This is a genomic window from Geobacter sp. OR-1 (assembly GCF_000813145.1).
In the GTDB taxonomy this organism is placed as follows: Bacteria; Desulfobacterota; Desulfuromonadia; order Geobacterales; family DSM-12255; genus Geoanaerobacter.
Genome location: NZ_BAZF01000002.1, coordinates 62,521 through 84,491, shown reverse-complemented (window position 1 = coordinate 84,491; position 21,971 = coordinate 62,521). Strand labels below are relative to the sequence as shown.

At 56.0% G+C, this 21,971-nt stretch carries 18 protein-coding genes; 7 read left to right on the top strand and 11 right to left on the bottom strand.

Annotation, left to right across the window (positions count from 1 at the left end; all coding sequences use genetic code 11):
• The first annotated feature begins 121 nt into the window (after nucleotides 1-121).
• The 4 genes from OR1_RS02090 (at nucleotide 122) to OR1_RS02075 (ending at nucleotide 6,855) form a co-directional block, all read left to right on the top strand.
• Nucleotides 122-3,568: a pyruvate carboxylase gene (locus tag OR1_RS02090; protein ID WP_082002763.1), complete on the top strand. Its 3,447-nt coding sequence runs from the start codon at nucleotides 122-124 to the stop codon at nucleotides 3,566-3,568.
• Nucleotides 3,569-3,710: 142 nt separating this feature from the next.
• Entirely contained in the window at nucleotides 3,711-4,493 is a 783-nt protein-coding gene (locus OR1_RS02085) for an HD domain-containing protein (protein ID WP_041969658.1), read from the top strand.
• 374 nt (nucleotides 4,494-4,867) lie between these two features.
• Nucleotides 4,868-5,551: a Tim44 domain-containing protein gene (locus OR1_RS02080; protein WP_370543320.1), complete on the top strand. Its 684-nt coding sequence runs from the start codon at nucleotides 4,868-4,870 to the stop codon at nucleotides 5,549-5,551.
• Nucleotides 5,552-5,736: 185 nt separating this feature from the next.
• Nucleotides 5,737-6,855: a class I SAM-dependent RNA methyltransferase gene (locus tag OR1_RS02075; protein WP_237754200.1), complete on the top strand. Its 1,119-nt coding sequence runs from the start codon at nucleotides 5,737-5,739 to the stop codon at nucleotides 6,853-6,855.
• Between the two features lie 71 nt (nucleotides 6,856-6,926).
• Here OR1_RS02075 and OR1_RS02070 read toward each other — a convergent pair whose 3' ends face one another.
• The 7 genes from OR1_RS02070 to OR1_RS02040 all read right to left on the bottom strand — a co-directional run bounded on the left by OR1_RS02070 (nucleotide 6,927) and on the right by OR1_RS02040 (nucleotide 11,518).
• Nucleotides 6,927-7,706, bottom strand: coding sequence for a hypothetical protein (locus tag OR1_RS02070; protein ID WP_152609778.1), 780 nt, complete (start codon nucleotides 7,704-7,706; stop codon nucleotides 6,927-6,929).
• Nucleotides 7,678-8,082, bottom strand: coding sequence for a hypothetical protein (locus tag OR1_RS02065; RefSeq protein WP_041969654.1), 405 nt, complete (start codon nucleotides 8,080-8,082; stop codon nucleotides 7,678-7,680). Before OR1_RS02065 ends, OR1_RS02070 begins: the two co-directional genes overlap by 29 nt.
• A 37-nt stretch (nucleotides 8,083-8,119) precedes the next feature.
• On the bottom strand, nucleotides 8,120-8,953 hold the full coding sequence (locus OR1_RS02060; RefSeq protein ID WP_082002784.1) for a PP2C family protein-serine/threonine phosphatase: 834 nt from the start codon (nucleotides 8,951-8,953) through the stop codon (nucleotides 8,120-8,122).
• A gap of 222 nt (nucleotides 8,954-9,175) precedes the next feature.
• Nucleotides 9,176-10,258, bottom strand: coding sequence for a ribosome small subunit-dependent GTPase A (rsgA, locus tag OR1_RS02055; protein ID WP_041969653.1), 1,083 nt, complete (start codon nucleotides 10,256-10,258; stop codon nucleotides 9,176-9,178).
• Between the two features lie 98 nt (nucleotides 10,259-10,356).
• Nucleotides 10,357-10,635, bottom strand: coding sequence for a hypothetical protein (locus tag OR1_RS02050; protein ID WP_041969652.1), 279 nt, complete (start codon nucleotides 10,633-10,635; stop codon nucleotides 10,357-10,359).
• A 203-nt stretch (nucleotides 10,636-10,838) separates the two neighbouring features.
• The gene (locus OR1_RS02045) at nucleotides 10,839-11,027 is read right to left on the bottom strand and encodes a hypothetical protein (RefSeq protein WP_041969651.1); all 189 of its coding nucleotides are present in this window, start codon (nucleotides 11,025-11,027) and stop codon (nucleotides 10,839-10,841) included.
• A 20-nt stretch (nucleotides 11,028-11,047) separates the two neighbouring features.
• Nucleotides 11,048-11,518, bottom strand: a complete 471-nt coding sequence (locus tag OR1_RS02040; protein ID WP_041969650.1) for a tRNA (cytidine(34)-2'-O)-methyltransferase — start codon at nucleotides 11,516-11,518, stop codon at nucleotides 11,048-11,050.
• A gap of 238 nt (nucleotides 11,519-11,756) precedes the next feature.
• On the opposite strand from OR1_RS02040, the gene serA reads away from it, so the two are divergent.
• The gene (gene serA, locus OR1_RS02035) at nucleotides 11,757-13,385 is read left to right on the top strand and encodes a phosphoglycerate dehydrogenase (RefSeq protein ID WP_041969649.1); all 1,629 of its coding nucleotides are present in this window, start codon (nucleotides 11,757-11,759) and stop codon (nucleotides 13,383-13,385) included.
• The gene (locus tag OR1_RS02030) at nucleotides 13,382-14,842 is read left to right on the top strand and encodes a glycosyltransferase family 39 protein (RefSeq protein WP_160295194.1); all 1,461 of its coding nucleotides are present in this window, start codon (nucleotides 13,382-13,384) and stop codon (nucleotides 14,840-14,842) included. The genes serA and OR1_RS02030 overlap by 4 nt, the downstream gene beginning before the upstream one ends.
• 69 nt (nucleotides 14,843-14,911) lie before the next feature.
• Here OR1_RS02030 and OR1_RS02025 read toward each other — a convergent pair whose 3' ends face one another.
• The 4 genes from OR1_RS02025 to eno form a co-directional block, all read right to left on the bottom strand.
• Nucleotides 14,912-15,973: a 3-deoxy-7-phosphoheptulonate synthase gene (locus OR1_RS02025; RefSeq protein ID WP_041970002.1), complete on the bottom strand. Its 1,062-nt coding sequence runs from the start codon at nucleotides 15,971-15,973 to the stop codon at nucleotides 14,912-14,914.
• An 86-nt stretch (nucleotides 15,974-16,059) separates the two neighbouring features.
• Nucleotides 16,060-16,659 (bottom strand): bifunctional nicotinamidase/pyrazinamidase, encoded by a 600-nt coding sequence (gene pncA, locus OR1_RS02020; RefSeq protein WP_237754199.1) that lies wholly within the window; start codon nucleotides 16,657-16,659, stop codon nucleotides 16,060-16,062.
• A complete protein-coding gene (locus tag OR1_RS02015; RefSeq protein ID WP_041969646.1) occupies nucleotides 16,637-18,076 on the bottom strand; it encodes a nicotinate phosphoribosyltransferase in 1,440 nt (479 codons plus the stop codon). The genes pncA and OR1_RS02015 overlap by 23 nt, the downstream gene beginning before the upstream one ends.
• Before the next feature lie 259 nt (nucleotides 18,077-18,335).
• The gene (gene eno, locus OR1_RS02010) at nucleotides 18,336-19,625 is read right to left on the bottom strand and encodes a phosphopyruvate hydratase (protein WP_041969645.1); all 1,290 of its coding nucleotides are present in this window, start codon (nucleotides 19,623-19,625) and stop codon (nucleotides 18,336-18,338) included.
• Nucleotides 19,626-19,850: 225 nt separating this feature from the next.
• Here eno and OR1_RS02005 point away from each other — a divergent pair, with 225 nt between their 5' ends.
• On the top strand, nucleotides 19,851-21,827 hold the full coding sequence (locus OR1_RS02005) for an HDIG domain-containing metalloprotein (RefSeq protein ID WP_237754198.1): 1,977 nt from the start codon (nucleotides 19,851-19,853) through the stop codon (nucleotides 21,825-21,827).
• The last annotated feature ends 144 nt before the right edge of the window (nucleotides 21,828-21,971 follow it).

Here is a 21,971-nt window from a genome sequence, read left to right as displayed (position 1 = left end):
AATGATTGGGTTAAGGGTTATAACTATACAAAATAACACGAAAAAAAATTGATCAAGCAAAAGTTTTAACTATACTTTAACCGTTTTATTTTGAATAAACAATATTTGCCGGAGGTGTCAAGTGGCAGCAAGAAAATTTCGCAAGGTGATGGCGGCCAACCGTGGGGAGATTGCCATACGGATTTTTCGCGCCTGCACGGAGCTCGGAATAAGCACGGTGGCAATATACTCCGAGGAGGACAAGCTCTCCCTGCACCGCTACAAGGCAGATGAGGCCTATCTGGTCGGGAAAGGGAAGAGCCCGATCGACGCCTATCTGGGCATAGACGAACTCATCGCCCTGGCCATCAAGGCTGATGTCGACGCCATCCATCCCGGCTACGGTTTTCTGGCCGAGAATGCCGAGTTTGCCGAGAAGTGCGAGGCGGCCGGAATCGTTTTCATCGGCCCTACGGCTGGAATGCAGCAGGCTTTGGGTGATAAGGTTGCCGGTCGTAAAGCTGCTGTGGCTGCCGGTGTGCAGGTTGTGCCCGGTACCGAGGAGCCGATCGCCAAGGAAGAAGAGGCCCTTAAATTCGCCAAAGAGTGTGGTTACCCGATCATAATCAAGGCCTCGGCCGGCGGCGGCGGACGCGGGATGCGGGTTGCCCGCAACAAGAAGGAGCTGCTGGAGGGGTTGGTGGCTGCCAGTAGCGAGGCCAAGGCATCATTCGGCAATGCCGCGGTCTTTCTGGAGCGTTACATAGAGAACCCCAAACATATAGAAGTGCAGGTGCTTGGCGACAACTACGGCAACCTGGTGCACTTTTTCGACCGTGACTGTTCTGTGCAGCGCCGCCACCAGAAGGTGGTGGAGTTCGCTCCGGCGCTCTGCCTCACCCAGACCCAGCGCGAGGAGCTCTGCACCGCGGCCCTCAAGATCGCGGGCCAGGTCAAGTACCGCAATGCCGGTACCGTGGAGTTCCTGGTGGACCATGAGGGTAACCACTATTTCATCGAGATGAACCCGCGGATCCAGGTTGAGCATACCGTAACCGAGATGATCACCGGCCGAAACCTGGTCCAGTATCAGATCCTGGTCGCCGCAGGTCACAAGCTGTCCGACCCGGAGATAAACATCCCCAGCCAGTCGGCCATCGACATGCGCGGCTATGCCATCCAGTGCCGGATCACCACCGAAGATCCGGCGAACAACTTTGCCCCTGACTTCGGCACCCTGACCACCTACCGCTCGGCAGCCGGGGCCGGCATCAGGCTTGACGCCGGCAACGCCTTTACCGGCGCCAAAATCACCCCGCACTATGATTCCCTGCTGGTCAAGGTCAGCTCCTGGGGGTTGACCTTCAAGGATGCCGCCCATATCATGAACCGCGCCCTGCAGGAGTTCCGGGTCCGCGGGGTCAAGACCAACATCGGCTTTCTCGAAAACGTGGTTACCCATCCGGTGTTCATCAAGGGGAATTGCGATACCTCCTTTATTGAGAAGCATCCCGAGCTGCTCCAGGTCCGCGAGAAAAAGGACCGGGCCAGCAAGGTGCTGTCATTCCTCGGTGATGTCATTGTCAACGGCTCACCCGGCGTGGCCAAGCCGCTCAAGTCGGCGGAACTTCTGGAGGCCCGGATTCCGGAGATCGATTACACCAAGCCCCGGCCGGCGGGGAGCCGCGACCTGTTCATGCAACTGGGCGCAGAAGGGCTCTCCAAGTGGATACTTGAGCAGAAAAAGCTGCTGCTGACCGATACGACCATGCGCGACGCCCACCAGTCCAACCTGGCGACCCGGGTCCGCACCTATGACCTGCTGAAGATCGCCGAACCGACCTCTTACCTGGGGGCCGACCTCTTCTCCATTGAATGCTGGGGGGGGGCCACCTTTGACGTCTCCATGCGCTTTCTCAAGGAAGACCCCTGGCAAAGGCTGCACAAGCTTTCGGAATTGATACCAAATATCCTGTTCCAGATGCTGCTTAGGGGCTCCAATGCCGTTGGTTACACCAATTACCCGGACAACGTGGTGCAGAAATTTGTCGAAGAGGCTGCGAATTCCGGTGTGGATATCTTCCGGGTATTCGACTCCCTGAACTGGACCACCGGCATGCAGGTGGCGATGGAGGCGGTCAGGAAGAGCGGCAAGATCTGCGAAGCAGCCATCTGCTACACCGGCGACATTACCGATCCGAAGCGGGACAAGTATCCGCTTGAATACTATGTGAACATGGCCAAGGAACTGGAGAAGATGGGGGCTCATATCCTGGCGATCAAGGATATGGCCGGACTGCTCAAGCCTATGGCCGGTTACAAGCTGGTCAAGGCCCTGAAGGAGAACATCGGCATTCCGGTTCATCTGCATACCCATGACACCTCCAGCAATGCCGGAGCCATGCTGCTGATGGCGAGCCAGGCCGGGGTGGATATCGTTGACGCGGCGCTGTCGTCTCTCTCCGGTCTTACGGCCCAGCCGAACCTGAACGCTCTGGTAGCGGCTCTGGAAGGCTCCGAGCGTGATCCGCAGATGAATGCGGAAGGGCTGCAGCAGCTGGCCAACTACTGGGAGACGGTACGCGACTATTACGCCCCGTTCGAGTCCGGGTTGAAGAGCGGCACTGCCGAGGTCTACCACCACGAAATCCCCGGCGGCCAGTACTCGAACTATAAGCCGCAGGTGGCCGGGCTCGGCCTGCTGGATCGCTGGGAAGAGTGCAAGGAGATGTACCACAAGGTCAACCTGCTCTTCGGCGACATCGTCAAGGTCACGCCATCGTCCAAGGTTGTGGGGGACATGGCCATGTTCCTGGTCAAGAACAACCTGCAGCCCGAAGATGTGTTCACCAAAGCCGACGAACTGACATTCCCGGAGTCTGTGGTCGGAATGTTCAAGGGGATGCTCGGCCAGCCTTACAAGGGGTGGCCGCAGGAACTGCAGAAGATCGTGCTGAAAGGCGAGCAGCCGATCACCTGCCGCCCAGGCGAGCTCCTGGAACCGGTTGACTTCGAAGAGGAGCGGCTCAAGCTGGAAGAGCGGCTGGGTCACCGTATTGACGACCGGGCGCTGGTATCAAACATCCTCTACCCGCACGTCTTCCCCGAGTACGACCGCCATCGCCAGGACTACTCGGACACCTCGGTCATCCCGACCCCGATCTTCTTTTACGGGCTGGAGCCGGGGCAGGAGACTTCGATCGACATCGAGCCGGGCAAGACCTTGATCATAAAATTGAATGCTATCGGCAGGGTGCAGTCCGACGGTACCCGCCAGGTCTACTTCGAGCTGAACGGCAATGCCCGTTCCGTTACGGTGCGCGACCAGTCAGTGCAGTCCGATGAGGCAGTCAGCGAGAAGGCCGACAAGGGGAATCCCAAGCATATCGGCGCGCCGATGCCGGGCAAGGTTCTGAAGCTGAACGTCAAGGCCGGGGACGAGATCAAGGCTGGAGACGTCCTGATGGTCACCGAGGCGATGAAGATGGAGACCAATATCAAGGCCAAGGAAGACGGGACAATTGCCGAGGTCAAATGCAAAGAGGGTGGCAAGGTGGAGAAGGACGACCTGGTCATCCTGCTCGGATAGTCCCCTCTCCGGATCGTATAATGGCGCCCCGCTCCTTTTCAGGAGGCGGGGCGTTTTTGTCTGTCCCTGGCACGATGATTTTTGTTGCCCCGAGCCGCTGCTCTGTTATACTTCGCCGCAAATCCCCGTGGGAAGGGCACTGATGCACGAAGAAAAGCTGCGCGAACTTGAAAACTGGCTCAAGGATTACTGGCGCAGTTTCGCCGGTGACGATGCGGAAGCCGGGAGGAATTACGCCCTCAAGGAGCTGCACACCACGAAAGTAAGAGACAATATCCGGCTGCTGGCCGAATCGACAGGGCTTTCCGGAGACCGGCTCGCGCTGGCGGAGATTATCGGCCTGCTGCATGATGTGGGGCGATTCGAGCAGTACCGCCGTCACCGCACCTTTTACGACAGCAAATCGGAAAACCATGCGGCGCTCGGGGTGAGGGTAATTCGCGAATCACGGCTCCTGGAGGGGTTGACAAACGAAGAGGCCGATATCATTTTACAGGCAGTCGGCCTGCATAATGTCTTCCGGATTCCGGCATCGGTTTCCGGCACACACCGGCTTTACCTGAATCTGATCCGCGATGCGGACAAACTCGACATCTGGAGGGTGTTTGTCGATCAGTCGCTGCTTCCGGATACTGAACAGGCCTCTGCGGCAAATCTCGACTTTCCGGACCTCCCCGAATGCTCAGCAGGGGTGCTGGAGTGCATCGGCCGCCGTGAGATGGTAAACCTGTCGCTGCTGCGGACGGTCAACGATTTCAGGCTCCTGCAGCTCTCCTGGGTGTTTGATCTTCATTTCCCGGTCTCATTCAAGCTGGCCAGGGAGCGGGGAGACCTTGCCAGGCTTGGCGCGATGCTTCCTTTCTCTCCTGAGGTCGAGCGCAGCCTGCGGACGGTCTGGGAGTTCCTCGGATCACGATGCAGTTAATTCAGCAGTTGCAGTTTTTTCCGGAAAGAGCCGGAAATGATGATACAATTCAGTTTATTGACCAAGCACGTCACGTCACAAAGGAGGATCATAAATGAAACGATATGCAGCACAGATTTTCATCACGCTCTTGAGTATTTTTGTCGTAACCGCCGTTTTCATGGAGAGCGAGGCCCAGGCGCGTGCCGGCGGCAGCCGCTCCATGGGGAGCCGGGGGACAAGGAGCTATTCCAGGCCGGTGAGCCCGAGCCAGACATCTCCGTATCAGCAGGCGACTCCTGCCCGGCCCGTATCGCCCTCTCCCTTCCAGCAAGCATCTCCGGGGGGCGGATTCCTGCGCAGCATGGCGGGCGGGATGGTCGGCGGCATGCTCGGTGGCATGCTGTTCCGGGGGTATGGGTTTTGGTGGCGGCATGGGTGGTGGCTATGGCGGCCCAGGGCTGTTCGATATCCTGCTCCTGGCCGGAATCGGCTATATGATCTACCGCTTCGTGAAGAAGCGTCGCGAAGGCCAGGCCGCCTATCAGGCGTACGGCCAGCCCGATTATCAGCAGCCGCAGGCTTACTCGTACGGCAGCCCCACCCCTGCCTATGACCAGCCGCAGCCGCATGACGACACCGCGGCCGGATTGTCGTACATCAGGCAGATGGATTACAGTTTTGACGAAAGCCGGTTCAAGGACACGGTAATGGACCTGTTCTTCAAGGTGCAGGGAGCATGGATGAACCGGGACCTCTCGTCTGCCGCTGGTGTTATGACCGACGAGATGCGCGGCGTCCTGCAGCAGGATGTGCAGCGGCTGCTGCAGGAAAAGCGGATCAACCGGCTGGAAAACATCGCAGTCCGCAGCGTGGAGATCACCGAGGCCTGGCAGGAAAGCGGCCAGGATTTCATCACCACCCTTGTTTATGCCAACCTGCTCGACTACACCACCGATGAGTCCGGCACTGTCCTGGAAGGGAGCAAAACCGATCCGGTCAAGTTCGAGGAGTACTGGACCTTTACCCGGCCGGTGGGGCCGAATCAGTGGAAGCTGTCGGCCATCCAGCAGGTATAGCTGGGCAACGCCATATTTGAGCCCTCACGGCGTTGGCTCATCGTCGGCCTCCTCGACGTACTGTTTGTACGCCTCCGGGGCTTCCTCCTCGCCGCCTTGTGATCATCTCAAATCTGACGTTGCTGAGACATAGATTATACTGGGCCGGGATGACCTCCCGGCCGTTTTTATTAAGGAACCGATCTATGGAATTTTTTGCAACCTGCGCCCGGGGGGTGGAGGAGATCCTTGCCGGAGAGCTGGCGACAATAGGGGTGGCCGGAATTGCGGCCGAGCGCGGCGGGGTCCGGTTTTCCGGAGAGCTGGCAGACTGCCGCAAGGCCAATCTCTGGCTTCGGACTGCCAATCGGGTCATGGTGCCTCTGGCCGGTTTTCCGTGCGATTCGCCGCAGTCATTGTACGACGGAGTGCGAGGCATCCCCTGGAACGACTATCTGACCCCGGAAATGACCCTGGCCGTTGACTGCTCCCTCAGGGATTCGGCGATGACCCATTCCCACAACACGGCACTCAAGGCCAAGGATGCGATAGTGGATACCATCCGCGACCGCACCGGCTCCCGCCCCAGCATCGATACGAAGGAGCCGGGTCTGAGGGTCAATATCCATCTGCTCAAGAACCGCTGCACAGTGAGCCTCGATTCGTCCGGGGCGCCGCTCGACCGGCGCGGCTATCGGACAGAGCGGAACGAGGCGCCGCTGCGCGAGACACTTGCGGCGGCGATAGTCCTTTCTACCGGCTGGGACGGCACGGTACCGCTGTCCGACCCGCTCTGCGGTTCCGGCACGATCCTGATAGAGGCGGCAATGATGGCTTCAAAGCGGGCGCCCGGTCTGGGACGCAGCTTCGGGTTCGAGGGGTGGCCGGGATTCGATGCCACTTTGTGGAAGAAGGAACTTGCGGAAGCCCGCAGCCGTGCGCTTGACAAGCTAGCTGCACCGATATTCGGCAGCGACAGCGACGGCAGGACAATAGCTACTGCGCGTCGTAACGCCGAGCGGGCCGGGGTCAGAGACCTGATCGCCCTGACCCGGCATGATATGGCCGATTTCAACCCGCCGCCCGGTAACGGGGTGATCATCTGCAACCCGCCGTACGGCGAGCGGATGGGAGAGATGGAGGCGCTGAAGCCTTTCTACCGGCAGATCGGCGACCTGTTCAAGCAGCGCTGCAAGGGTAACACCGCCTGGATCTTCACCGGCAGCCAGGAACTCTCGAAGAATGTGGGGTTGAAGGCGACCAGGCGGATTCCACTCTGGAATGGGCCGCTGGAGTGCCGGTTGCTGAAGTACGAGTTGTATTGAGAGCACTGTCACCAGACCCTGATACTCAAAATGTTTTTGAAGGCAAACTCCGGGAACTGAGGCGCATCGGGTCAATTACTCAGGAATATTTGCTGTTTCAGTATAGCAACTTTTGTAAGGTTATAATCAAAGGGTCGGATGCGCGGAATATTGTATATCGGCTTAATTTGCTTTTTAAGCTCAGCTACCAGTGTCGTTGGCAAGAGAAAATGGTTCAGGATAACCTTGACCGGAGCGGCAATTATCTTATTGTCACGGATCTCCAAACGGAGCGCAGCATAACCTTCGAGCCGCTTATTCCTGATGAACTTTTCAACCAGTTTTCTATCCTTGAGCGGAATTGCGCCGGCCGGTATGTCAAACTCCAATTCGATGTAGGGTGGGGTGAATTTGATGGAGAATTTGTTGTATTGAAAGTTTAACCTCCTTGCAGACTTAACAAATTCATTCTTTACCGTTTGTTCAGAGACCAGCATACCGATTTTGAAATTAGAGTAGGAATTGACTTTAAAGTTGTTGGATTTTCTTAGAGCAGTCATATCAAGGTTAGGATTGGCGTATTGCACGGTTACATAGTCAGCAGGGAAGATCTGTTTCGCCATCGCCACTAGTTTGATTAACAAAGAGCTCAGTTTCCCGGTCTTATTGTCGGCATTTTTAGTCTTAACTTCTATTTTTTCACATTTCACGACCTTTCTTAAGGCTTTCCCAATATCACTATCAAGTGAGTCCTGCGAATATGAGAGTGATGCAGTAAATAAAAGTAAGATTACCGACGACAAGACCACCGTCAAGTGTGCAGGAAAGCGATGCGAAACAAATCTATTTTTGGAAGAGCTTGCCATCTTCAATATATAATTCCTTTGCATTATAGAGTTTGGGGTCAGGCACGCTGATCCGATATCGACCGATACCTCCGGTTTCGTCCAGGTTATACAGATACGTTTTGCCGCTCAAAGGATCGTTTCCGACGCGATCAATGAACTCTGGTATGAGAAGTTCCAATTTCTGAGGGTACTCCATATTTTTTATGAAATAGGCATCCACTGCCTGCGAAAGGTTCTGCAGATCTGATTGAACCCGTTCTTGCGGAGAAACGGCAGGCTGTTTCGGCGGCTCATAATTGCTTGCCCCCCCTTGCCAGTAAAGGACAGAGACATAACCGATCACGCCAACCGCGATTACGATCAGGATATAAAAAAGCAGGAGGAGCTTATGTTTTCGCATAATGGGTTCTTTCCTGGAAAATCAGGCAGGTTCTGGCTCATCCAATCCCGTGGAAGTCAATGACTATCGCAGAGCAGTCATCATCAGGCAGCTCGTTTACGCCAAAATCCAGGTGGGCCTCGAAAAGCAGTCCGAGGAACTCCTGGTAATCAGCTGTTGCCGTGCTCTTCAGCAGATTCTTCAGCCGTTCGAGTCCGAACAGCTCACCGGCGGCATTGGTAGTTTCGATGATGCCATCGGTATAAAGCAGCAGACGATCGTTTTTTGCCAGGCTGAACGTCTGCAGGTGCATCTCCGGAGTCTCGAAAAAGCCAACCGGCGGCCCAGTCGAGGGAAGTTCCGTAACGATTCCGTCCCGGAGCACCAGACCCGGCACTTGACCGGCATTTACATAGTGCATGTTGAAGGTTTTCGGACTGATGATGCTGTAGAACAACGAAGAAGAAAAATACTGGTCAATGGTTTGTGAGCGGCGGGAAAAATCGATGAGAAAACGATTGAGCTGCTGCGTCAGTTCCAGCGGATTGCAGTCGCCCATCGCCGCCCGATGGATAAAGCCGTAGATGAGTGACATGACCACCGAGGCGTGCAGACCGTGACCGGTCACATCGCCTATGAAAAGTGACTGGCACTCATCGGGCATGCTGATGAAATCGAAATAGTCGCCGCCGAGTCCTGCCGCCATCCTGTTCTTGACGCCGATGCAGCACCAGGTGCAGACTGGCGAACTCTTTGGCAGCAGGAGTTGCTGGATTTTTTCGGCCAGGTCAAGGTCTGTACTGTCAATCAAGAAATTCCCCGAAATCCGGTTATTGCCGGAAACGGATGCCAGATTCGAGGATACTTTCATCATGTCATCAGTGGATTTCATTGCGCTCACCTCGACTGCCTGCACCGTTCACATATCCTTCGTCTTCCAGGATATCGATTCTGTAAAAATGTTTGTTCTCTATTTGTTAGCTGTTGAGTCCTTATGCATTATTACATGTAACGGCGTGGGAGGACACGGCGGTTTTAGGCCGGCGCTTCTGCCTTGTTGGTAAATCCCTCTTTCAGCTGTGCTTATAAAATGGGTTCACCTTCATTCTCCTCATTACTTGCGCTTGATTCCAAGATCTTTCTTTGCAGACTTAATGTAGCGGCCAAATGCCTTATCCTTATTTCGTTTTTCAAGATACGACAGATCATTAAACTCTGATTCACTCCTGAGTTTGATAAAATTCTTGTAGTGTTCCCGATGGAGATTTCCTTCCTCAATAGCACTCAGAACTGCACAGCCTGGTTCATTAGAGTGAGAGCAATCACCATACTTGCATTTCGATGCTAACTTATAGATGTCAGCAAAGCTGCTGCCAATCCCTTCCTCAGCCCCCAAAATGCCGAACTCACGCATTCCCGGGTTATCTATAAGCATTGCACCGTTATTCAATACGATGAGTTCACGCCGCACCGTGGTATGTCGTCCCTCTCCAGTTCCACTCACCATCTTTGTCTCAAGTATTTGACGGCCAATCAACTGGTTTATCAACGTGCTCTTGCCAACCCCTGATGATCCCAAGAGGCAGTAGGTCTTTCCGGATTGCAGTATTTCGCGCACATTGTTGACTCCTTCTCCGGTGACATTACTAAGCGCGATCACTTCCGTAGTTATTCCAGCATTTCTAATATCATCAGTCAGTTCTTGAAGCGTTTCAGGACTGACCAGGTCAGTTTTAGTGAGTAAAATGACAGGATGTACTTGCCCATTTCTGACCATTACCAGGTAGCGTTCAAGCCTGTTAACGTTGAAGTCGAACTGACAGGACTGGACTATTAAGGCTACGTCAATATTCGACGCAATCATCTGATATTCAATGGTATCACCTGCAGACTTACGACGAAGAAATGACTTTCTCGGAACGACGTCATGGATTATTCCAAAATCGTCAGAGCCGCTGTATTGAATGGATACCCAGTCTCCAACACATGGGAAATCACTTGGTTGCTCAGTAGTATACAGAAAACGGCCGGCAAGCTTTGCGCGATATTCACCAGATTCATCTATTACAATAAGTTGTTCACGATCCACTGCAACAACACGTGCAAGACGTTGTCCTGCCAAGATCTTTTCTTGCGCATTTGCTTCAAACCATTCGTCCCATCCAAATTGATTTAATTGTTCAGAAGCAGAGTTCATTTGAAATACCTCAAAATGTACAGATTTGTTTCCTCATTACTTTAACGCCAACGTCGTGGAGCTTGACCTGACTGGTAGCTTTATCGCCCGTTCATGGTCTAAGCGTCTGGTTGGCTGTTCTCTTTCTTTTTGAGATAGTAAGAAGCAGCGACCACACCAAGTCCACCTACCAAGCTTCCTACAAAACTTTCAATAACGAGAGCAATCGGCCACATTGAAGCGCCCCCGCCTCGATAAGGAAGAATAAATGCATCAAACAATACAAAAATAGGGATGACGAGCGAGGATAGAAGCCACGCCAAGGGCTGTGACTTCCCTTTAAGGCGAACCATCAATCCTGCGGTGAAAGTAAGTATGAGAGCTATGATCAGCGGCATATGGCCCTTTATGTTTTTTGCTCTTGGGTTCTATTGGTCTTGATGGTTCTGACTTTTTATTGTTTCAATTTTTTTCTGCCAACTCGTACTGAATCGCAGGTAAAAGATCCCAAAAAGTAGCTATTATTCAGGCTTAAACGACCATTTTCAGGGTCAAAAACGGTTCAATGCAAAGGCCGAACGGTTCGGAAAATCAACTGTTCCTACAGGAGTTCCATCCCGAGTTTTTTCAAGCCGGATTTGAATCTTTCGTCAAAGGTGACGATCGTTGCTCCTTTTGCCGCTTTGCCGGTCGCGGCGATCAAGGCGTCTCCGAAATCGGCAATATGTGACGGCCAGAGAGAGAGGAGCACGCTGAAGTCGGTTTGCTGGTGCACCTCTACGCCCGGCATGGCGATAATGGTGATCCGGTTTACTCAAGCCTCCCCACCTGCCTGAGCGCCTCGTAGAGCACGATCCCGGCTGCGGTGGAGAGGTTCAGGCTCCGCACCTTGCCGAAGATCGGGATCCGGATGCTGGTGTCCTGGTTGACTTCGATCAGTTCATCCGGCAGCCCTTTGGTCTCCTTGCCGAAGACAATGAAATCACCTTCTTTGAACCGAAAGGTGGCATGGCTGGTCGCGGCCTTCTTGCTCGTGTAGACGAAACGGGCATCGGGATTGGCGGCCCACAGGGACGCCAGATCGGGCCAGGTGATGACCTCGACCTCGCTCCAGTAGTCCAGGCCGGCCCGTTTCAGGTAGCGGTCATCCAGGGAGAAGCCAAGCTTTCCCACCAAGTGCAGCGGTGTGCCGGTCGCACCGCATAAACGGGCGATATTGCCGGTGTTGGGGGGGATTTCCGGTTCGATCAGAACGATATTGAATGGGATAACTGGTTGCATCGGAATTGTATACCATGAAAATTTCCCGGCGGTCTTGCATTTTTTACTTGTCGGGGCTATAGTCTGCAATTCATAAATGACCCAAAATCTATTAAGTTGTATGGCACAGCAATAAGTTCCAGATGCAAGGCTTGCGAAAACCTGAGGAATGAGTCGTAGCCAGAGGCTACGTCGCAGTGACAAAGGTTGAGCGTAACGCAGCAGATGGACTTTTAGCGAAGCCATCAAGGAGATTGATATGAAAATTATAGTAACCGATGAAGTTGCCAGCGAAGGACTGGCCCTGTTGAAACAAGACCCCAGGGTGGAGATGGATGTCCGCCTCGGGCTCAAAAAAGATGAGCTCCTCAAGGTCATCGGCGACTACGAGGTCATTATAACCCGAAGCGGCACCACGGTTGACCGGGATGTGCTGGATGCGGGCAAGAAGCTCAAGATGGTGGCGCGCGCCGGGGTCGGAATCGACAACGTCGATGTCGAGTACGCCAGCTCACGCGGCGTCATCGTCGTCAATGCCCCGTTCGGCAACACCAACAGCGCTGCCGAACATACCATGGCGCTCTTGCTGTCGGCATGCCGGAATGTCACCATTGCCAACGCCTCGCTCAAGGGTGGAGAATGGAAGCGGGCGCCGTTTACCGGCATCGAGCTGAAAGGGAAGACCGCAGGCGTGATCGGCCTCGGCAAGGTCGGGGGGAGGGTGGCCACCCGGCTCAAGGCGTTCGAGTGCGAGGTCCTGGCCTGCGACCCGTATATTGCGGTGAAAAGGGCGCATGATCTGGGGGTCAAGCTGGTATCTCACGACGAGATCTATAAGAACTGCGACATCATCACGGTCCATACCCCTCTGAATGAGGAGACCCTGGGGATGATCGGCGAGCGCGAGTTTTCCCTTATGAAGAGCGGGGTGATCGTTCTCAACGTTGCCCGCGGCGGGGTGATAGAGGAGGCGTCGCTCTTGGCCAATCTCAAGAGCGGCAAGGTTGCCTTGGCGGCAGTGGATGTCTGGAGCGAGGAGCCGCCCAAGACCGATCTGCTCAAGGAACTGATCGGCCAGGATAAACTGGTGGTTACCCCGCATCTCGGCGCCAATACCTTCGAGGCCCAGGTGAACGTTGCGGTGGATGTATCCCGGGAGGTGCTGAACTACCTTGACGAGCAGCCTTTGGAGAATGCCGTGAACATTCCTCGTTTCGATCTGGCATTGATGGACCAGATGCGGCCGTTCCTGAATCTGATGAGCACCATGAGCGATTTCTGCATTCAGCTGGTCGATACCAACATCTCCAAGGTTTCCTTCGGATTCTCCGGCAACATCGCGCACTACGACTGTACCCCGATCACGGTCTGCGGACTGGCGGCGCTTTTGAACAAGGTGGTCGAGCAGGACGTCAACATGGTCAATGCCTCGCTCATCGCCGAACAGATGGGGATCACGGTCGAGGAGAGCAAGTCCACCCAGACCGACGCCTTTTCCAACCTGATCACACTGGTACTGGAAGGGGAGGGTGGCAAGAGGCGGCTGATTTGCGGAACCCTGTTCGAGGGGATGCCGCGCATTGTCCGGCTGCGCGACTATACCATGGACTTCACCCCGGAAGAGCATATGCTGCTGATGCACTACGCGGACCGGCCCGGCATGATCGGTAAGATCGGCACGATCATGGGGCAGCATGAGATCAACATTGCCTCCATGAACCTCGGCCGGAGCGAGAAAAAAGGTGAGGCGATGGTGATCCTGTCGCTTGATTCGGCCGTGCCACAGGTTGTCGTTGACGAGATAAAGAAGGCGACCGAGGCCACTTTCATCAAGGCCTTGCATATGCCTACCGCCAAATGCAATCGCTGCAGCAGCTGCGGGATTTGACGCCTGCTGCAATGAAATCGGCCCGCTGTTCCAAGTTCCCCGATCTCGCCATGTTTCTGGCGGTACTGGCCGTTGTTTCGGCGGTAATTGCCGCCTATTTCGGGCCGTTCATCGATAATTTCTTTACTTACGATGATTTCGGGGTCATCGAGCATGTCCTGTCCGGGCCGAAAGCGGTACTGCTCGGCTACAACTATATCCTCCGGATTGTCGCCAACGGTGTCTGGGTGCCGCTCCATTACTTCTCCGGACTCGATCCGCGCGGCTACAACCTGTTCAGCATTACGCTCCATCTATTGAATGCCCTGCTGGTCTATTTGATGGTGACCAGGCTTTTCAGCGACCGGATGCTGGCAGCCGTCACCGCCGCGTTCTTTGCCGCCACTGCCGTCGGCGTCGATGCCATCCTCTGGCGGGCCGCAAACTCGACCCCGCTGAATCTCTTTTTCTACCTGCTGACCCTGACCGTCTATGTGGAATACCGCAGGAACGGGAATCGCGGCTATTATTTTGCAGCGATCGCCCTGTTTGTTTTTGCCGTACTGAGCAAGGAGGAGTCGGCTTCCCTGCCGCTCGTGGCCGCCTTGTTCGAGGTCCTGTTTTTCGGCGGATTCAGCGACTTCAAGGGGATTGTGCGGCGTCTTCTCCCGTTTGTCGCGATCGTCATCGCGAATGTCGTTGCCAATTATATAATCATCTATCAGATCCTGCATGTTGACTCCGAACTGGTCAGGCACTCCTCATTCCGACCGCTGCATTCGCTTTTTTCCGGCTGGGCGGTGTTTTTTCTCCAGCCAGACGGCCGCCTGAAGATGAACGACCCCAGAATCTACGCCACGGCGGTCATCCTGCCGATATTGCTCTTTTGGGTAAAGGACCGCCGGCTGATGCTGTTCGGGCTCGGCTGGATCTTCCTGTCGTTTCTACCCCAGAGCCTGAGCAGTCTTTCGCAGTTCGAGCCCAAATACATATTCAATTCGGTCAGCCGCCATATGTATCTACCCTCGGTCGGCGCCGCATTCTGCTATGCGGTGGTTCTGAAGGACGTCTGGACCCGCTGGGGCAGGTTGGTCGGCACGATCAGCGTTGCTATTGTTTTCAGCCTGTTCGTCTGGCACAACCATGGAATGATGATGACCCGGGGCACGGCCTGGGCCGCGGACGGCGAGCCGGTGAGGACTTTTCTGGCGGCGCTGAAGACAAAGGTCACCCAGTTCCCACCGAATACCTGGTTCTTTGCGGTCAACGGTCCGACCGGCCGGGCTTACATGCAGCAGTCGCTGCGGGCCTTCTACGGCAACCCGACCATTACCTGGATCGTCGATCCGATGAAATACGTGCAGCAGCCGGGTCAGACAGCCATACTGATGGATGTGACCTGGCTGGAGACGGACAGGATCGACCACATCGACATTGTTCCGTTTTCGCTGGAAGAGCTTATGCGCCGAGCGCGCTGATACCGGACGCAAAAAGGCCCGCTGATAGAAGTCAGCGGGCCTTTATTTTTTGCCTGAGTCCGGATTAGATCAGATCTTTCTGCCGCCGCAGGCTTTCAACCTTGCATGGGCCTCGCGAAGCACCTTTTCCGTCGTTGCCCAGCCGATGCACTTGTCGGTAATGGATACCCCGTATTTCATATCTTTCGGAGTCTTTGGCATCGGCTGGTTGCCGTCTTCAAGATAGCTCTCGATCATTACCCCGGAGATGGAGCGGTTGCCGGTCTCGATCTGCCTGACGACTTCCGCCAGGACCTTGGGCTGATTCTCGTGGTTCTTTTCGGAGTTGCCGTGGCTGCAGTCGACCATGATGGTCGGGAAGAGCCCTGCCTTGGTCAGCATCTCCTCGGTTTTTACTATATCCTCGGGAGAATAGTTCGGCTTTTTGCCGCCGCGCAGGACCATATGAACGTCGGGGTTGCCGGTAGTCTGCACGATCGAGGTCAGGCCGTCCCGGTTGATGCCGAGGAAGTGATGCGGGTGCTGTGCGGCAATCATGGCGTCAATGGCAATCTGCAGATTGCCGTCGGTTCCGTTTTTGAAACCGATCGGGAAAGACAAGCCGCTGGCCAGTTCGCGGTGAGTCTGGGATTCAGTTGTTCTTGCGCCGATCGCACCCCAGGAGAGATGGTCGGCGAGGTATTCCGGGGTGATCGGGTCGAGCATCTCCGTGGCAATCGGCAGCCTGTGGGCAGTGACCTTGGAGAGCAGGCTGCGGGCCACGCCCAGCCCCTTTGATATCTGATGGGTTTCGTTCATGTCCGGGTCGTTGATCAACCCTTTCCAGCCGACCGTGGTGCGCGGTTTCTCGAAATAGACCCGCATGATCAGAAACAGCTGATCCGAGACCTCGGTCGAGAGCTTTGCCAGCCGGTGGGCATACTCATGAGCCCCCTGCGGATCGTGGATCGAACAGGGGCCGATGACGACCATCAGCCGCGGATCTTTGCCGAGCAGAATCTCCTTGATGGTGGAACGGCTGGCGGAAACGAACTCGCTTGCCTCCTCCGACAGCGGGAAGACCTGGCGCAGGTCGGCCGGGGCAATAATCGGGGTGATGCTCTTGATTTTAAGGTTATTGGTCTTTACCAGCATATGCTCTCGTCCTTCCGCAGAAGTTTACTGAAGACGCCACAATCTAGCGGATTTGAGAGCTCAAGTCAAAGGTTTATTCAGGATTATTCAAGAAGATTCAAGACTTCGGCGAAGTGTGCCCCGCTGGATTCCATTTCTGCGAGTGCCTTTGCGGAATCGCCCGGGTTCAGGTCAACCCCTCTGACGGCATCGGTAAACACCGTAATATCAATATGATGCCTGGCCGCTTCCAGCACGGTCTCCTTGACGCAGTAGTCGGTGGCCAGGCCGCAGATGTAAAGCCGCGATACCCCTAAGGAGGAGAGGATTTCCGCAAGCCTGCGCCCCTGACTGTCCCTGGCATGGAACGCCGAATAGTCGTCATGGGTCTCGTCGGTCCCTTTTGAAACCACGATAACATTTTCCGGGAGCCTGAGTTCCGGATGAAACTCCGCCCCATCGGTCCCCCGGATGCAGTGCGGCGGCCAGAGCCCGCCGAATTCCCGGAAATGGGTGGTTTTGGATGGATGCCAGTCCCTGCTGGCGATTACCGGCAGTCTCCGGCTTATGCAATGCGCGATGGCACGGTTGATGACCGCTACGATCTCGTCGCCGCCGGAAACGCCGAGTGCGCCGCCGGGGCAGAAGTCGTTCTGCAGGTCTACGATCAAGAGGGCGGATTTATCGTCCATGCAGTTGTCCATCCTGGATCTCCTGTACGAGCCGCTGCCTCAGTTCCTGCAGCCCCTTGCTTATGGATACCTTGTAACGGTGCGGATTCATGAACCGGAGGGTGCCCTGCGGCAATCGTTGCAGCTGGTCGGAAGCCCGGTCCGCCAGACGGTCAAGGCTTTCATGGGCTGGCGAAACGGGCTGTCCGCCTGCCATCACCACGGTTCTCAGGTCGACCAGGGTGGCATTCTCCGGGATCGGCTTGTGCTGCAGGGGATTGGCCGGGTCGAAAACGATGTCGCCGGGGGCAATGGTTTCCGTATCCAGGGTGATTATGTCCTGGATGAACGATTGGTCCGGGGCTATTGCCCGCAGCAGCCGCTTCCGGTCGGGCAGGGTCGCCTTTGCCAGGTCGCTGGTGACCTTCAGCCTGGGCAGGTCTCCGGAGCGGACCAGCTTGTATACCCCGCCGAGCGCGCCTCCTCCTTCACCCATGCAGGTAGCGAGCCGGGTGCCGACTCCGTAGATGTCCACCCGTCCCCCCTCATCGCGGATCGAGTCGATAACTAACTCGTCCAGTTCGTTGGAGGCAACGATCCTGACCTCGGGGAAACCGGCCTCGTCGAACATCCGGCGCGACTGTTTGGAAAGGTAGGCGAGGTCGCCGGAGTCGAGCCGAACCCCAACAAGGGCGTGCCCATGGCTGCGCAGCTCCCGGGCAACGGTGATGGCGTTCGGTATGCCGCTCTTCAGGGTGTCATAGGTGTCTACCAGGAGGATGGTCGAGTCCGGGAATACCTCCGCATATTTCCGGAACGCGGTCAGCTCGTCGGGAAAGGCCATGATCCAGCTGTGGGCATGGGTTCCCTTTACCGGCAGGTTGTGAACCATTCCGGCCAGTACGTTGCTGGTGCTCCTGACGCCGCCGATCGCCGCGGCACGGGCAACGGAGAGCCCGCCGTCCGGCCCCTGCGCCCGGCGGAGACCGAATTCGATGACAGTCCCATCTCCTGCTGCGGTGCAGATCCTGGCGGCCTTGGTGGCGACCAGGGTCTGGAAGTTGATGATATTGAGCAGCGCGGTCTCGACGAACTGGGCTTCGGCCAGGGTCCCTTCGACGGTCAGGAGCGGTTCGCTGCCGAAAACGACTGTCCCCTCGGCAGGAGCGGTCACCGTGCCGTGGAAACGGAATTCCCCGAGAAAATCGAGAAAATGGGATTTGAAGATCCCGAGCCCCTTGAGGTACGAGAGCTCCTCCTGGGTGAAGCGGAGGTTTTCCAGGTAGGCAAGGGCAGGGGTAAGTCCGGCAAAGACCGCGTACCCGCCGTTGAAGGGGTTATGCCGGAAAAACAGGTCGAAGACCGCCGGGGTCCCGGACATCTCTTCCTCCAGGTAACCGGCCAGCATGGTCAGTTCGTACAGATCGGTGATCAGCGGCGAGTAACGCATACATTACCTCCGGATTCTGGAAGTATAACAAAAAAGAGGGGGCTGCGTGCGCAGACCCCCATCTTTGGGATACCCGTTAAGTAGCTTCATGGCACAGCAAAAAGCTCCAGCTGCAAGGCTTGCGAGATCTGAGGAATGAGTCGTAGCCGGAGGCTACGTCGCAGTGACGTGTAATTGCGTAGCAATTACCGGCGCGTAAGCGAAGCGGACGCGCTAAAGACAAGCTGACCATTCAGCAGATGGACTTTTGGCGAAGCCATTACTTCTTGATGTTGTAGAACACCTCTTTGCCGCGGAAGATCGCGGTGGAATCGAGTTCGTCCTCGATCCTGAGCAACTGGTTGTATTTGCAGACCCGGTCGGTGCGGCAGAGGGAGCCGGTCTTGAGCTGGCCGGCATTCACTGCCACGGAAAGGTCGGCCAGGGTGGTGTCCTCGGTCTCGCCGGAACGGTGCGAAATGACGCAGGTGTAGCCGGCGCGCTTCGCCATTTCGATGGCGTCGAGCGTTTCAGTGAGTGTGCCGATCTGGTTGAGCTTTATCAGGATGGAGTTGGCAATCCCCTTCTGAATCCCTTCCTTCAGGATCTTCGGGTTGGTGACGAACAGGTCGTCGCCGACGATCTGGATCCTTTTGCCCAAACGGTCGGTGAGCAGTTTCCAGCCATCCCAGTCGTTTTCGGCCATGCCGTCCTCGATGGAGATGATCGGGTACTTGTTGACCAGGTTCTCATAGAAATCAACCATCTGAACCGGGGTCTTCTTCGACTCGGCCTCGTTTTCAAGGGTATAGATCCCGTCTGAGAACAGTTCGGACGAGGCGACGTCAAGGGCCAGCAGCACTTCCTCGCCCGGCTTGTAACCTGCCTTGACTATTGCCTCCATGATCACTTCCAGCGCTTCTTCGTTGGACTTGAGGTTAGGCGCGAACCCGCCTTCGTCACCAACGGCGGTGTTGTAACCCTTGCCTTTCAGGACCGCTTTCAGGGCATGGAAGATCTCGGCACCCATGCGCAGAGCCTCTTTGAAGCTCTTGGCGCCGGCAGGCATGATCATGAATTCCTGGATATCGACATTGTTGTCGGCATGGGCGCCGCCATTCAGGATGTTCATCATCGGCAGCGGCAACTCCTTGGCGTTGCACCCGCCGATGTACTGGTAAAGCGGGAGCCCGATCACTTCGGCTGCGGCCTTGGCTACGGCAAGGGATACGCCGAGGATCGCGTTGGCGCCGAGGTTGCTTTTGTACTCGGTGCCGTCGAGTTCCAGCATCTTCCGGTCGATGCCGACCTGGTCGGTAGCTTCCATGCCGATGATGGCATCGGCAATCTGGTTGTTGACGTTGTCAACCGCCTTCTGCACGCCCTTGCCGAGGTAGCGGGCCTTATCGCCGTCCCTCATCTCCAGAGCTTCGCGCTCTCCAGTGGATGCGCCGGAAGGCACTGCTGCGCGGCCCATTACACCTGAATCGAGAAACACCTCGACCTCCAGGGTCGGGTTGCCTCGGGAATCGATTATCTCTCTGGCATACACATCGGAAATCTGGCTCATGAACTCCCCCTTCATGCGGTAAAAATATATAACAGGCGTCTTTGCCCGCTGATTAAGGCCCTTTTATATCACAGAATCACAAAAATGGAAGGGGAATCATCCCCCGGCCCCCTGTCACAAGCAGCTGCAAGTTGACAGGACCTGCTTCAGGGGCTATAGTTAGCTGCATCAAAAGCGGTTTTATTGCGTCGCTGCAGTCAATGACTGCAGTCGAGCGCCTGGATTATGATGCCCGTAGACGGCAACGAACAACCTGACAAGGCCCGAAGCTCCCTGTCGATTCTGGGGGAGCGCCTCTTCAACTCGCTTCTGGAGCGTTTCTCCGCCCCGCAAAGCGTTAAGCGCAACCGGATCATCCTGTTTTTCCTCACGGTTACACTTCTCACCCTGCTGCTGATTCCGGGACAACAGTTTTCCCAGCCGGTTTTCAAAATCGGCGACATTGCCGGTTCCGATATCCGGGCGACTCAGGATTATCTTCTTGAAGACCGGCAACTTACGGAAAAAAAGCGCCTGGAAGCAGAGGCCGCATCCCCTTATGTTTATGACTTAAACGCCACCGCCCCGCTTGAGATAACCCAGAGATTTGAAAAGGCCCTGGCCGCGGTTTCAGCGGCGCGTTCTTCGAGTGCGCCGGTTGATAAGGCCGGTCTCAGAGCGACGCTCAATCAGATTCTCGGTATCCAGCTCAATGACCAGGAGTTTTTGCTGCTCACGAGGTTCCGTTCGGACCGGGCCCTGATCGGCGAGATAAACCGGGTCACCGGGTTGATCTTTGCCAACAAGGTCGTTACGGACAAGCGGCTGTTCACCAGCGATCTTGCCCATGGCATCCAGATGCAGGACAGCCGGACCTGCGAACTGCTGGCAACGCTTGACCGGTCTTATTCGGCCGTAGACCTTGCTGAAGCGCAGAAACGGGTTGCCGATATCCGTTTGAACCTCCCTGCCGAACCGAGGGAGATCGAGCTGATCAAGGGGATCGTTGCCAAGTCGCTGCTACCCAACCTTACCCTGAACCGCGTGGCTACGGATGAGCGCCGCAATGCCGCCCGAACAGCGGTTGCCCCGATCCTTTTTCAATTGAAGCGGGGCGAGATGATCGTTCGCTCCGGCGAACGGCTCAACGAGGACCAGGTCAGGAAGCTTGGGCAGATATATTCGGGCAGAGGCATGGTTGCCCGGCTGGCTATTACCGCCGGCACCTTCTGCCTGGTAATGATCCTGTGCTATTTCCCATATCGTTTTGCCCGCAAGAACGTCAGGAAGTTTTCGCCAGGCAACAAGGATCTGGTGCTGCTCGCCCTGGTGACCCTGTTCCACTTTTCACTGCTGAGGGTGGGTCTGATGTTTTCGACCGCCATGGGGGGCGCACTTCCCAGTGTGGGGGCGGCGAACTTCTATTATCTGCTGCCGTTTGCCTTTGCGCCGATGCTGGTCCGGATCATCCTGAACTCCGAGGTGGCGCTGGTCTATTGCGCCGTCTGCGCACCACTGGCAGGAGCCATGTTCGACGGCAGCATGCAGGTTGTCATTTACTCCCTGATGGGGGGTGTTGTCGGCGCCCACGGGGTAAGGCAGTGCAAGGACCGTGGCGTGATTTACAGCGCCGGAATGAAGGTAAGTGTCGTCAATGTCGCCATGGCCCTTTCTTTCCAGATTCTCGGGGAAGGCTTTTTCTCAGTCCAGACGGTCTATTGCGCCTTCTATGCCCTGATCGGCGGCATCGTCAACGCGACGCTGGTGACCGGTATCATCCCGGCAGTGGAGAGCCTGTTCCAGTACAGCACCGATATGAAACTCCTCGAATTCTCCAATCTGAGTTCTCCACTTCTTCATAACCTGATGGTTCGCGCTCCCGGCACCTACCACCATAGCGTGCTGGTGGGGAACCTGGTCGAGGCCGCAGCCGAGGCGATCCATGCCAATCCCTTGCTGGCAAAGGTCGCGGCTTATTATCACGACATCGGCAAGGTCTCCAAGCCGCTCTACTTCATTGAAAATGTCAGGGGCGGGGACAACAAGCACGACAAGCTCTCCCCCGAGCATGAGCGCCCTGATCCTGATCGCCCATGTCAAGGAAGGGGTGGAGCTGGCTCGCGAACACCGGCTCGGCTCGGTCATAATCGATATCATCCGCCAGTCGCACGGCTCCAGCCTGATCTCTTTTTTCTTTCAGAAGGCCAAGACCCAATCGCCTGATCCGGGTGCGATAAACGAACAGGATTTCCGTTACCCCGGTCCGAAGCCCCAGACGCGGGAGGCCGGCCTGGTACTGCTTGCCGACGCTGTCGAGGCGGCCAGCAGGACGCTTTCCGATCCCACCCCGGCCAGGATCCAGGGGCT